10 protein-coding genes are annotated in these 13,309 nt (G+C 64.9%); 8 read left to right on the forward strand and 2 right to left on the reverse strand.

Translation table 11 applies throughout. From position 1 onward, the window contains the following. The first annotated feature begins 8 nt into the window (after positions 1–8). From PRtIB026_RS07960 to PRtIB026_RS07970, 3 genes are read left to right on the forward strand one after another with little or no spacing between them, the layout of a single operon-like run. Positions 9–1,187, forward strand: a complete 1,179-nt coding sequence (locus PRtIB026_RS07960; protein ID WP_203647926.1) for an amino acid ABC transporter permease — start codon at positions 9–11, stop codon at positions 1,185–1,187. A gap of 10 nt (positions 1,188–1,197) precedes the next feature. Beyond that, positions 1,198–2,295: an amino acid ABC transporter permease gene (locus PRtIB026_RS07965; RefSeq protein ID WP_062575088.1), complete on the forward strand. Its 1,098-nt coding sequence runs from the start codon at positions 1,198–1,200 to the stop codon at positions 2,293–2,295. Between the two features lie 10 nt (positions 2,296–2,305). Then, entirely contained in the window at positions 2,306–3,070 is a 765-nt protein-coding gene (locus PRtIB026_RS07970) for an amino acid ABC transporter ATP-binding protein (RefSeq protein ID WP_050703824.1), read from the forward strand. Between the two features lie 123 nt (positions 3,071–3,193). Here the strand turns inward: PRtIB026_RS07970 and algW are convergent, their stop codons facing one another. Continuing rightward, positions 3,194–4,354, reverse strand: a complete 1,161-nt coding sequence (gene algW / locus PRtIB026_RS07975; RefSeq protein WP_198745891.1) for a Do family serine endopeptidase AlgW — start codon at positions 4,352–4,354, stop codon at positions 3,194–3,196. 268 nt (positions 4,355–4,622) lie between these two features. On the opposite strand from algW, the gene PRtIB026_RS07980 reads away from it, so the two are divergent. From PRtIB026_RS07980 to cysN, 3 genes are all read left to right on the forward strand, one after another. Then, positions 4,623–5,381: a Nif3-like dinuclear metal center hexameric protein gene (locus PRtIB026_RS07980; RefSeq protein ID WP_028689771.1), complete on the forward strand. Its 759-nt coding sequence runs from the start codon at positions 4,623–4,625 to the stop codon at positions 5,379–5,381. A gap of 271 nt (positions 5,382–5,652) precedes the next feature. Continuing rightward, the gene (gene cysD, locus PRtIB026_RS07985) at positions 5,653–6,570 is read left to right on the forward strand and encodes a sulfate adenylyltransferase subunit CysD (protein ID WP_011535568.1); all 918 of its coding nucleotides are present in this window, start codon (positions 5,653–5,655) and stop codon (positions 6,568–6,570) included. A gap of 15 nt (positions 6,571–6,585) precedes the next feature. Next, positions 6,586–8,487, forward strand: a complete 1,902-nt coding sequence (gene cysN, locus PRtIB026_RS07990; RefSeq protein WP_203647925.1) for a sulfate adenylyltransferase subunit CysN — start codon at positions 6,586–6,588, stop codon at positions 8,485–8,487. Positions 8,488–8,658: 171 nt separating this feature from the next. Here cysN and PRtIB026_RS07995 read toward each other — a convergent pair whose 3' ends face one another. Further along, positions 8,659–9,138 (reverse strand): Lrp/AsnC family transcriptional regulator, encoded by a 480-nt coding sequence (locus PRtIB026_RS07995; protein ID WP_028689769.1) that lies wholly within the window; start codon positions 9,136–9,138, stop codon positions 8,659–8,661. A gap of 127 nt (positions 9,139–9,265) precedes the next feature. On the opposite strand from PRtIB026_RS07995, the gene PRtIB026_RS08000 reads away from it, so the two are divergent. Both PRtIB026_RS08000 and mdeB read left to right on the forward strand, forming a co-directional pair. After that, positions 9,266–10,462 carry a methionine gamma-lyase gene (locus tag PRtIB026_RS08000; RefSeq protein ID WP_203647924.1) on the forward strand — a complete coding sequence of 399 codons (1,197 nt, stop codon included), beginning with the start codon at positions 9,266–9,268 and terminating at the stop codon, positions 10,460–10,462. A gap of 24 nt (positions 10,463–10,486) precedes the next feature. After that, positions 10,487–13,177 carry an alpha-ketoglutarate dehydrogenase gene (gene mdeB / locus PRtIB026_RS08005; protein WP_203647923.1) on the forward strand — a complete coding sequence of 897 codons (2,691 nt, stop codon included), beginning with the start codon at positions 10,487–10,489 and terminating at the stop codon, positions 13,175–13,177. The last annotated feature ends 132 nt before the right edge of the window (positions 13,178–13,309 follow it).

Here is a 13,309-nt window from a genome sequence, read left to right on the forward strand (position 1 = left end):
GGCACTTCATGCAAAATCAAATCGGCGCACGGAAAGGGTTTTCCCTTAGTGATCCACGTGTGCGCGCGTGGCTGTTCCAGATCCTCACGGTGGTCTTCGTGGTGGGCCTGGGCTGGTACCTGTTCCACAACACCCAGACCAACCTGCAGCACCGGGGCATCACCTCGGGCTTCGATTTCCTCGAGCGCAGCGCCGGCTTCGGCATCGCCCAGCACCTGATCCCCTACGTGGAATCGGACAGCTACGCCCGGGTGTTCGTCATCGGTCTGCTCAACACCCTGCTGGTAACCTTCATCGGCATCATCCTGGCGACGTTGCTGGGCTTCATCATCGGCGTGGCGCGGCTGTCGCCGAACTGGATGATCAACAAGCTGGCGACGGTGTATGTGGAGACCTTCCGCAACATTCCGCCGCTGCTGCAGATCCTGTTCTGGTACTTCGCCGTGTTCCTGACCCTGCCGGGGCCACGGGGCAGCATCAACATCGACGACACCTTCTTCATCAGCAATCGCGGCCTGAACATGCCCGGCGCCTCGATGGCCGAGGGCTTCTGGCCGTTCGTCATCGCGCTGACGCTGGCGATCGTTGCCATCGTGGTGATGGTGCGTTTCGCCAACAAGCGTTTCAACGAAACCGGCGAGCCGTTCCACAAGTTCTGGGTCGGCCTGCTGCTGTTCATCGGCATCCCCGGCGTCTGCGCGCTGCTGTTCGGCAGCCCGGTGCACTGGGAGGTGCCGCAGCTCAAGGGCTTCAACTTCGTTGGTGGCTGGGTGCTGATCCCCGAGCTGCTGGCGCTGACCCTGGCGCTGACCATCTACACCGCGGCGTTCATCGCCGAGATCGTGCGTTCCGGCATCCGTTCGGTCAGCCATGGCCAGACCGAGGCGGCCCGCTCGCTGGGCCTGCGCGAAGGCCCGACGCTGCGCAAGGTGATCATTCCCCAGGCCTTGCGGGTGATCATTCCGCCGCTGACCAGCCAGTACCTGAACCTGGCGAAGAACTCGTCGCTGGCCGCCGGTATCGGCTACCCGGAGATGGTCTCGCTGTTCGCCGGTACCGTGCTCAACCAGACCGGCCAGGCCATCGAGGTGATCGCCATCACCATGAGCGTCTATCTCGCCATCAGCATCAGCATTTCGCTGCTGATGAACTGGTACAACAAGCGCATTGCGCTGATCGAGCGGTGAGGGTACTTCCGTGACAGCCCATGTTTTCAAACCCGACATGCCGCCCCCGGTGAAGACCGTTGGCGTGCTCGCCTGGATGCGGTCCAACCTGTTCTCCAGCTGGCTCAACACCCTGCTGACATTGTTCGCCCTGTACCTGGTCTGGCTGATCGTGCCACCGCTGGTGCAGTGGGCGTTCATCGACGCCAACTGGGTCGGCACCACCCGCGCCGACTGCACCAAGGAGGGCGCCTGCTGGGTGTTCATTCAGCAGCGCTTCGGCCAGTTCATGTACGGCTACTACCCGGCGGAACTGCGCTGGCGCGTCGACCTGACCGTGTGGCTCGCCGTGCTCGGTGCCGCACCGCTGTTCATCAAGCGCTTCCCGCGCAAGGCGGTGTACGGCCTGGGCTTCCTGGTGCTGTACCCGATCCTCGCCTACATCCTGCTGCACGGCGGCGCGCTGGGCCTGGACACGGTGCCCACCAGCCAGTGGGGCGGCCTGATGCTGACCCTGGTGATCGCCACGGTCGGTATCGTCGGCGCCTTGCCGCTGGGCATCCTGCTGGCGCTGGGACGTCGCTCGAACATGCCGGCGGTGAAGGTGGTCTGCGTGACTTTCATCGAGTTCTGGCGCGGCGTGCCGCTGATCACCGTGCTGTTCATGTCGTCGGTGATGCTGCCGCTGTTCCTGCCCGAGGGCATGAGCTTCGACAAGCTGCTGCGGGCGATGATCGGCGTGATCCTGTTCCAGTCGGCGTACATCGCCGAGGTGGTGCGTGGCGGCCTGCAGGCCATCCCCAAGGGCCAGTACGAAGCCGCCGCGGCCATGGGCCTGGGCTACTGGCGGGCGATGGGCCTGGTGATCCTGCCCCAGGCGCTCAAGCTGGTGATCCCCGGCATCGTCAACACCTTCATCGCCCTGTTCAAGGACACGAGCCTTGTGATCATCATCGGCCTGTTCGACCTGCTCAACAGCGTCAAGCAGGCAGCGGCTGACCCGGCCTGGCTGGGCATGGCCACCGAGGGCTACGTGTTCGCCGCCCTGGTGTTCTGGATTTTCTGTTTCGGTATGTCCCGCTACTCCATGCACCTGGAGCGCAAGCTGGACACTGGCCACAAGCGTTAGGAGTTTCGAAATGAGTGAAGCGATCAAGCAGCCTGCCGGCCCCGAAGGCATCATCCAGATGCAGGGCGTGAACAAGTGGTACGGCCAGTTCCATGTGCTCAAGGACATCAACCTGAACGTGCGCCAGGGCGAGCGCATCGTCCTGTGCGGGCCGTCCGGCTCGGGCAAGTCGACCACCATCCGCTGCCTCAACCGGCTGGAGGAACACCAGCAGGGGCGCATCGTCGTCGATGGCGTGGAACTGACCAATGACCTCAAGCAGATCGAGGCGATCCGCCGCGAGGTGGGCATGGTGTTCCAGCACTTCAACCTGTTCCCGCACCTGACCATCCTGGAGAACTGCACCCTGGCGCCGATGTGGGTGCGCAAGCTGCCGCGGCGCAAGGCCGAGGAAATCGCCATGCATTTCCTCGAGCGCGTGCGCATTCCGGAGCAGGCGCACAAGTACCCGGGGCAGTTGTCTGGTGGTCAACAGCAGCGGGTGGCGATTGCCCGGGCGCTGTGCATGAAGCCGAAGATCATGCTGTTCGACGAGCCGACTTCGGCGCTGGACCCGGAGATGGTCAAGGAGGTGCTGGACACCATGGTCAGCCTGGCCGAAGACGGTATGACCATGCTCTGCGTGACCCACGAGATGGGCTTTGCCCGCACCGTGGCGAACCGGGTGATCTTCATGGACAAGGGGGAGATCGTCGAGCAGGCCGCGCCGGATGACTTCTTCGACCGGCCGCGCAGTGATCGGACCAAGTTGTTCCTGAGCCAGATCCTGCATTGATGCAGTCGGGGCCGCTTTGCGGCCCTTTCGCGGCACAAGGCCGCTCCTACAGGAACAACGCGATCCTTGTAGGAGCGGCCTTGTGCCGCGAAAGGGCTGCAAAGCAGCCCCAATCAAGCAATATCACTTCTCTTCTTTGGTGGCCACCGGCGCTGGCGGCGGCCGCAGCCCCACCTCGGCCACCAGCTTCAGCTGCTGCCCATTGCGCACCACCTCGATGGTGATCTTCTCATTGGGCTTGATCCGCGCCACTTGGTTCATCGATTTGCGCCCGTCACCGGCCGGCTCGCCATTGATGCTCAGGATCACATCGCCCAGTTGCAGCCCCGCGCGCGCCGCCGGGCCATCGCGGAAGATGCCCGCCACGACGATCCCTGGGCGGCCCTGCATGCCGAACGATTCGGCCAGTTCCTGGCTCAGCGGCTGCACCTCGATGCCCAGCCAGCCACGGATCACCTGGCCGTGCTCGACGATCGACTTCATCACCTCCAGTGCCAGCTTGACCGGAATGGCGAAGCCGATGCCCTGGGAACCACCGGACTTGGAAAAGATAGCCGTGTTGATGCCCACCAGGTTGCCATTGGCATCCACCAGCGCGCCGCCGGAGTTGCCCGGGTTGATCGCAGCATCAGTCTGGATGAAGTCTTCGTAGTTGTTCAGGCCCAGCTGGTTGCGCCCGGTGGCGCTGATGATGCCCATGGTCACGGTCTGGCCGACGCCGAACGGGTTACCGATGGCCAGGGTCACGTCACCGATGTGGATGTTGTCGGAGCGGCCGATGGTGATCGCCGGCAGGCTCTTGAGGTCGATCTTCAGCACCGCCAGGTCGGTTTCCGGGTCGCTGCCGATCACCCGGGCGAGGGTCTCGCGGCCGTCCTTGAGGGCCACGACGATCTGGTCGGCGCCGCTGGTGACGTGGTTGTTGGTCAGCAGGTAGCCTTCTGGGCTCATGATCACCGCCGAGCCCAGGCTCGACTCCCAGCGCCGCTGCTTGGGCAGGTTGTCGCCGAAGAAACGGCGGAACTGCGGGTCTTCGAACAGCGGGTGGGCGCTCTTGTTCACCACCTTGGTGGTGTACAGGTTGACCACCGCGGGCGCGGCCAGGGTCACGGCATCGGCGTAGGACACCGGGCCCTGCATGATCTTCGTGGTTTGCGGGGCCTGCTGCAGGTTGACGTCCTGGCTGGGCAGGCCGACCCATTGCGGGAAACGCTGGATGATCAGGATGGCGATCAGCACACCGGTGAGCAGGGGCCAGCCGAAGTAACGCAGAGCCTTGAACATGAATGAATCCTGGGAGTAGGGCGGGGGCCTTGTCAGTTCGGCCCGGGGCGAGCGCGCGCGATCATACACGTGAAAAAACCGGACGGCGACGGTTGGTGTATCGCGGGGCAAGCCCGCTCCCACGCCGTTCGCGCACGGCGTGGGAGCGGGCTTGCCCCGCGAAGGGGAGAACCTGACAGCGGTTCCCCCGAAACCGGCGACGGCCCATAATGGCGGCCATTATAGGGCCTTGCGCCCTGGTGCAACGCCGAATTCGAGGAGATTTTTCATGGCCGTCGCCCTCAATACCCTGGTCGAGGAAGCCGAGCGCTACCTGGGCAGCGCGAAGATCCAGGACTACTGCCCCAACGGCCTGCAGGTCGAAGGCCGCCCCCAGGTCAGCCGTATCGTCAGCGGCGTGACCGCCAGCCAGGCGCTGCTGGACGCGGCGGTCGAGGCCGAAGCCGACCTGGTGCTGGTGCACCATGGCTACTTCTGGAAGGGCGAGAACCCGTGCATCACCGGGATCAAGCAGCGGCGCCTGAAGACCCTGCTCAAGCACGACATCAGCCTGCTGGCCTTCCACCTGCCGCTGGACGTACACCCGGAAGTGGGCAACAACGTGCAGCTGGCGCGCCAGCTGGACATCACCGTCGAGGGCCCGCTGGACCCGAACAACCCCAAGGTGGTCGGCCTGGTCGGTTCGCTGGCGGAACCGGTGTCGGCGCGGGACTTCGCCCGCCGGGTGCGCGAGGCGCTGGGGCGAGAGCCGCTGGTCGTCGAGGGTGAGCAGATGATCCGCCGGGTCGGCTGGTGCACCGGCGGTGGGCAGGGCTACATCGACACCGCCATCGCCGCCGGGGTCGACCTGTTCATCAGTGGCGAGGCGTCGGAGCAGACCTTCCACAGTGCCCGCGAGAATGGCGTGAGCTTCATTGCCGCCGGGCACCACGCCACCGAACGCTATGGCGTGCAGGCGCTGGGCGATTACCTGGCGCGGCGGTTCGCGGTCGAGCACCTGTTCATCGATTGCCCGAATCCGATCTGATGATGCAGATGTCGTTCCTGTAGGAGCGGCCTTGTGCCGCGAAAGGGCTGCGCAGCAGCCCCAGGATTTCAGCGTTGATGCATAAATCGCCGGGGCTGCCTTGCAGCCCTTTCGCGGCACAAGGCCGCTCCTACAGGGCCCAAACCCCCAGTCATATCGTTAGATTGTTTCGATCTAGGCAGCCTCCTAAATAGAATCAGGTGCTGTGATAAAGTGGCTCGCTCGAACACGGCCCGCAGGCCGTCCATAAGATCGTTTTTCGTGAGTAGCCATGGTCGACAATCTGACGCACTTGAAACAGCTGGAGGCGGAGAGCATCCACATCATCCGCGAGGTGGCCGCCGAGTTCGACAACCCGGTGATGCTGTACTCGATCGGCAAGGATTCCGCGGTCATGCTGCACCTGGCGCGCAAGGCGTTCTTCCCGGGCAAGCTGCCGTTCCCGGTGATGCACGTCGACACCCAGTGGAAGTTCCAGGAGATGTACCGCTTCCGCGACAAGATGGTCGAAGAGATGGGCCTGGAGCTGATCACCCACGTCAACCCCGAGGGTGTGGCGCAGGGCATCAACCCGTTCACCCATGGCAGCTCCAAGCACACCGACATCATGAAGACCCAGGGCCTGAAGCAGGCGCTGGACAAGCATGGCTTCGACGCCGCCTTCGGCGGTGCGCGCCGTGACGAAGAGAAGTCGCGGGCCAAGGAGCGCGTCTACTCGTTCCGTGACAGCAAGCACCGCTGGGACCCGAAGAACCAGCGCCCGGAGCTGTGGAACATCTACAACGGCAAGGTCAACAAGGGCGAGTCGATCCGCGTGTTCCCGCTGTCGAACTGGACCGAGCTGGACATCTGGCAGTACATCTACCTCGAAGGCATCCCGATCGTGCCGCTGTACTTCGCCGCCGAGCGCGAAGTGATCGAGAAGAACGGCACCCTGATCATGATCGACGACGAGCGCATCCTCGAGCACCTGAGCGACGAGGAGAAGGCGCGCATCGTCAAGAAGAAAGTGCGTTTCCGTACCCTGGGCTGCTACCCGCTGACGGGCGCGGTCGAGTCTGAAGCCGAGACCCTGACGGACATCATCCAGGAAATGCTCCTGACCCGAACGTCCGAGCGCCAGGGCCGCGTCATCGACCACGATGGCGCCGGTTCCATGGAAGACAAAAAACGCCAAGGCTACTTCTAATTTCAGGGTTTCCTCATGTCGCACCAATCCGATTTGATCAGCGAGGACATCCTCGCCTACCTGGCCCAGCACGAGCGTAAAGAGCTGCTGCGCTTCCTGACCTGTGGCAACGTGGACGACGGCAAGAGCACCCTGATCGGGCGCCTGCTGCACGACTCGAAGATGATCTACGAGGACCACCTCGAGGCCATCACCCGCGACTCGAAAAAATCCGGCACCACTGGCGAGGAAGTCGACCTGGCGCTGCTGGTGGACGGCCTGCAGGCCGAGCGCGAGCAGGGCATCACCATCGATGTCGCCTACCGCTACTTCTCCACCGCCAAGCGCAAGTTCATCATCGCCGACACCCCGGGCCACGAGCAGTACACCCGCAACATGGCCACCGGCGCGTCCACCTGCGACCTGGCGATCATCCTGGTCGATGCCCGCTACGGCGTACAGACCCAGACCCGCCGGCACAGCTATATCGCCTCGTTGCTGGGCATCAAGCACATCGTCGTCGCGGTCAACAAGATGGACCTCAAGGGCTTCGACGAGCAGGTCTTCGAGTCGATCAAGGCCGACTACCTGAAGTTCGCCGAGGGCATCAACCTCAAGCCGAGCAGCCTGCACTTCGTGCCGATGTCGGCGCTCAAGGGCGACAACGTGGTCAACCGCAGCGAGCGTTCGCCGTGGTACACGGGCCCGGCGCTGATGGAGATCCTCGAGACCGTCGAGATCGCCGCCGACCGCAACGTCACCGACCTGCGTTTCCCGGTGCAGTACGTCAACCGTCCGAACCTGAACTTCCGTGGCTTCGCCGGCACCATCGCCGGTGGCGTGGTGCACAAGGGCGACGAGATCGTCGTGCTGCCGTCGGGCAAGAGCAGCCGGGTCAAGTCCATCGTCACCTACGAAGGTGAACTGGAGAACGCCGGCCCCGGCCAGGCCGTGACCCTGACGATGGAAGACGAGATCGACATCTCCCGTGGCGACCTGCTGGTACATGCCGACAACGTACCGTCGGTCACCGACCAGTTCGATGCCATGCTGGTGTGGATGGCCGAGGAGCCAATGCTCCCGGGCAAGAAGTACGACATCAAGCGCGCCACCAGCTACGTGCCGGGCTCGATTGCGAGCATCACCCACAAGGTCGATGTGAACACCTTGGAGCAGGGCGCCGCCAGCGCGCTGCAGCTCAACGAGATCGGCCGGGTCAAGGTCGCGCTGGACAGCGCCATTGCCCTGGACGGCTACGAGAGTAACCGCACCACCGGCGCGTTCATCGTCATCGACCGCCTGACCAACGGCACCGTCGGCGCCGGCATGATCATCGCCCCGCCGGTACTGCCGCACGGCAGCACCGGTCAGCACGGCAAGCTGGCCCATGTGTCGACCGAAGAGCGCGCCCTGCGCTTCGGCCAGCAGCCGGCCACCGTGCTGTTCAGCGGCCTGTCCGGCGCCGGCAAGAGCACCCTGGCCTACGCGGTGGAGCGCAAGCTGTTCGACATGGGCCGTGCGGTCTATGTGCTCGATGGCCAGAACCTGCGCCACGACCTGAACAAGGGCCTGCCGCAGGATCGCGCCGGGCGCACCGAGAACTGGCGCCGCGCCGCCCATGTGGCGCGCCAGTTCAACGAAGCCGGCCTGCTGACCCTGGCTGCGTTCGTTGCCCCGGATGCCGAAGGCCGCGAGCAGGCCAAGGCGCTGATCGGCAAGGAGCGCCTGGTCACCGTCTACGTCCAGGCGTCGCCGCTGGTGTGCCGTGAGCGTGATCCACAGGGGCTGTACGCGGCCGGTGGCGACAACATTCCGGGCGAGAGTTTCCCGTTCGATGTGCCGCTGGATGCGGACCTGGTGATCGACACCCAGTCGGTCAGTGTCGATGAAGGTGTGAAGCTGGTGCTGGATGTGCTGCGTCTGCGTGGCGCGATCTGAGTAACCGCGTGATCTGAGAAACCCCGCTTCGGCGGGGTTTTTTGTTTGGTTCGGGAGAGCCGGGGCTGCTGTGCAGCCCTTTCGCGGCACAAGGCCGCTCCTACAGGGGACCGCACAACCCTGTAGGAGCGGCCTTGTGCCGCGAACGGGGCGCAGCGCGCCCCCGACTCTCTAAATGTGTTTCTCGGAAACCGGGATCACCCGTCGCTCCTTCACCGCCTTGTACGAAAAACTCGAATAGATCTCCTTCACCCCCGGCAAGCGTTGCAGCACCTCCCGGGTGAACTCGCCAAACGACTCCAGGTCCCGGGCGAGGATCTCCAGCAAAAAGTCATAGCGCCCGGAGATGTTGTGGCAGGCGACGATCTCGGGAATCTCCATCAGCCTTTGCTCGAACGCCAGAGCCATCTCCTTGGTGTGGGAGTCCATCATGATGCTGACGAACGCGGTCACTCCGAAGCCCAGTGACTTGGGCGAAAGAATCGCCTGGTAGCCGGTGATGTAGCCGTTGTCCTCGAGCAACTTGACCCGCCGCCAGCAGGGCGAGGTGGTCAGGGCGACCTGGTCGGCGAGTTCGGAAACGGTCAGGCGGGCGTTGTCCTGCAGGGCGGCGAGCAGGGCGCGGTCGGTACGGTCGAGAGCTGAAGGCATATCTTGCCCTCCTGGTTCTGTTTTTGTTGTTTTTCTTTCAAAACATGCCCGATTGCGTGGGCAAATTTGGAAAAAGCGCGGCAGCTTGGTGGCATAAGCTTATAACAAACCACAAGAGGCTGTTGCCATGCGCGACTCCAACAAGAACACCGGATTCTCCACGCGGGCCATCCACCATGGCTACGACCCGCTGTCCCACGGCGGCGCCCTGGTGCCGCCGGTGTACCAGACCGCCACCTATGCCTTCCCCACCGTCGAGTACGGCGCCGCCTGCTTCGCGGGCGAGGAACCGGGGCATTTCTATAGCCGTATTTCCAATCCGACCCTGGCCCTGCTCGAGCAGCGCATGGCGTCCCTGGAAGGAGGCGAGGCCGGGCTGGCGCTGGCCTCCGGCATGGGGGCCATCACCGCCACGCTATGGACCCTGCTACGCCCGGGTGACGAGCTGATCGTCGGCAGCACCCTGTACGGCTGCACCTTCGCCTACCTGCACCACGGCATCGGCGAGTTCGGCGTGAAGATCCGCCATGTCGACCTCAACGACATCCCGGCACTGCAGGCTGCGATCACCCCGAAGACGCGGATGATCTATTTCGAATCGCCGGCCAACCCCAACATGCAGCTGGTGGATATCACCGCGGTGGTCGATGCCGCCCGTGGCCACGACCTGAGCATCGTGGTCGACAACACCTACTGCACGCCCTACCTGCAGCGCCCGCTGGAGCTGGGCGTGGACCTGGTGGTGCATTCGGCCACCAAGTACCTGTCCGGGCATGGCGACATCACCGCCGGGCTGGTGGTCGGGCGCAAGGCGCTGGTCGATCGCATCCGCCTGGAAGGGCTCAAGGACATGACCGGCGCGGTGCTGTCGCCCCATGACGCAGCGCTGCTGATGCGCGGCATCAAGACCCTGGCCCTGCGCATGGATCGCCACTGCGCCAATGCCCAGCAGGTGGCCGAGTTCCTCGCCGGACAATCACAGGTCGAGCTGCTGCACTACCCGGGCCTGCCATCCTTCCCGCAGTACGCGTTGGCCCAGCGGCAGATGCGCCTGCCGGGCGGCATGATCGCCTTCGAACTCAAGGGCGGGATCGAGGCCGGTCGTCGTTTCATGAACGCCCTGCAGCTGTTCAGCCGCGCGGTCAGCCTGGGCGATGCCGAGTCGCTGGCCCAGCACCCGGCGAGCATGACCCATTCGAGCTATACCCAGCAGGAGCGTGCCGAGCACGGCATCTCGGAAGGCCTGGTGCGTCTGTCGGTGGGGCTGGAAGACATCGACGACCTGCTCGCCGACATTGCCCAGGCCCTGAAGGCCTGCGCCTGAACCGCCACGGACGAGGCCTGCGCGATGGTAGCGATGATGAACCCGAACGAGCCGTTGACGGCCCTCGAAGCCGCCCTGGACAGTGACCCCGGGGAAACCGCCGAGTGGTGCGAGGCCCTGTCCTCGACCCTGGCACACTGTGGCCCGGCACGGGCGCGCTATCTGCTGCAGCGCCTGCAGGCCCATGCCCTGGAACTGGGCCTGGAACGTGAGGCCCAGGCCTTCTCGGCCTATCGCAACACCTTGCCGGTGGAGCAGCAGGGCAACTATCCGGGCGATCTGGAGCTGGACGAGCGAATCACCGGCATCCTGCGCTGGAACGCCCTGGCCATGGTGGTGCGGGCCAACCATGCCTACGGCGAGCTTGGCGGGCATATCGCCAGCTATGCCTCGGCGGCGGAAATCTTCGAGGTCGGTTTCCAGCATTTCTTCCGTGGCGAGGGCGGCGGCGCGCAGCGCAGTGGCGACCTGGTGTTTTTCCAGCCGCACTCGGCGCCGGGCATCTATGCCCGCGCCTTCCTTGAAGGGCGTCTGAGCGAGGCGCAACTGGCCAACTACCGGCAGGAAGTCGCGGGCAATGGCCTGTGCTCCTATCCGCATCCCTGGCTGATGCCTGACTTCTGGCAGTTCCCCACCGGCTCCATGGGCATCGGCCCACTCAATGCCATCTACCAGGCGCGGTTCATGCGCTACCTGCAGCACCGCGGCCTGCTCGACACCTCGGCGCGGCATGTGTGGGGCGTGTTCGGCGATGGCGAGATGGACGAGCCGGAATCGATCGCCGGCCTGACCCTGGCGGCCCGCGAAGGCCTGGACAACCTGACCTTCATCGTCAACTGCAACCTGCAGCGCCTGGACGGCCCGGTGCGCGGCAACGGCCAGATCATCCAGGAACTCGAAGCGCTGTTCAGCGGCGCCGGCTGGAACGTGATCAAGGTGCTGTGGGGCTCGGAGTGGGACGCGCTGTTCGCCCGGGATCATGAGCATGCGCTGCTGCGCCAGCTGGCGGCGACACCCGACGGGCAGTTCCAGACCCTCGGCGCCAAGGACGGCAGCTACAACCTCGAGCACTTCTTCAAGCAGAACCCGGCGCTGCAGCGCCTGGTGGCGCATATGAGCGCCGACGAGATCAACGCCCTCAAGCGCGGTGGCCACGATTTTCGCAAGCTGCATGCCGCCTATGCCGCGGCCAAGGCCTGCAAGGGCCGGCCGACGGTGATCCTGGCCAAGACCAAGAAAGGCTACGGCATGAGCAGCGCCGGCGAGTCGCGGATGACCGCGCACCAGGCCAAGAAGCTCGATGTGCAGGCACTGCTGGCCTTCCGCGACCGTTTCCACCTGCCGCTGTCGGATGAGGCAGTGGAGCAGCTGCGGTTCTATCGTCCGGCCGCCGACAGCCCGGAGATGATCTACCTGCGCCAGCGCCGCGAGGCCCTGGGCGGGCCGCTGCCGGTGCGGCGCAGCGACTGCGCCGGCCTGCCCGTGCCGGACCTGGACAGCTTCGCCGGCTTTGCCCTGCGCGCCGAGGGCAAGGAGATGTCCACCACCATGGCCGCCGTGCGCCTGCTCGGCAACTGGCTCAAGGTGCCGGGGCTGGGGCCTAGGGTAGTGCCGATTGTCGCCGATGAGGCGCGGACCTTCGGCATGGCCAGCCTGTTCCGCCAGATCGGCATCTACTCGCCCCAGGGGCAACGCTACGAGCCGGAGGACGCCGGCTCACTGCTGGTCTACAAGGAAGCGCGCGACGGCCAGTTGCTGGAGGAGGGCATCACCGAGGCCGGGGCGATCTCCTCGTGGATCGCGGCGGCGACTGCTTACGCGGTGCATGGCGAGGCGATGCTGCCGGTGTACATCTATTACTCGATGTTCGGCTTCCAGCGGGTCGGCGACCTGATCTGGGCCGCCGCCGACCAGCGCGCCCGCGGCCTGTTGCTCGGCGCCACCGCGGGGCGCACCACGCTGGGTGGCGAGGGGCTGCAGCACCAGGACGGCTCGAGCCTGGTCATGGCTTCCATGGTGCCCAACTGCCGGGCCTGGGACCCGTGCTTTGCCGGCGAGCTGGCGGTGATCCTTGATCATGCCGCATGGCGCATGCTGGTAGAGCAACAAGACGAGTTCCACTACGTGGCGGTGATGAATGAAAACTACCCGCAGCCGTCATTGCCCGAGGACGTGCACGAGGATGTGTTGCGAGGCATGTACCGGTTTGCCCGGCATGCGTCGGCAGCGCCCCGTGGCCAGGTACGGCTGTTGGGTTCGGGCACCATCCTGCGCGAGGTGATCGCCGCCGGCGAGTTGTTGGCCAGCGACTGGCAGGTCGACAGCGAGGTGTTCAGCGTCACCAGCTTCAGCGAGCTGGCGCGTGGGGCCAGGGATGCGCAACGCCTGGCGATGGCCGGGGAGCAGGCGGATTGTCACGTGCGTCATAGCCTGCCCGGTGATGCTCCGGTGATCGCGGCCAGCGACTATGTGCGTGCCTGGCCGCAGCTTATCGCCGAGTATGTGCAGGCGCCTTACATCACCCTGGGCACCGATGGTTTCGGGCGCAGTGACACGCGTCAGCAGTTGCGTCGGTTCTTCGAGGTGGATCGGCATGCGGTGGTGATGGCGGCGTTGTACGGGCTGGTGTGCCAGGGCGTATTGCCGGCGGATGTGCTGGGGGAGGCGAGGGCGCGCTATGGGATTGGCGAGGAGGGGGCGGCCTGGTATCGGTGACAGGTTGGCAAGATTACCTGTGGGAGCGGGTTTATCGGACCGCCGCACCGCCGCGAACACCGGCGTAGTCGGTGCCATCCACCGCGTTGGATTCTTCGCGGGTAAACCCGCTCCCACAGGGTCCTGCTATAT

Origin of the sequence: Pseudomonas sp. RtIB026 (assembly GCF_016861355.2) — a bacterium.
Taxonomy (GTDB): Bacteria; Pseudomonadota; Gammaproteobacteria; order Pseudomonadales; family Pseudomonadaceae; genus Aquipseudomonas; species Aquipseudomonas peradeniyensis.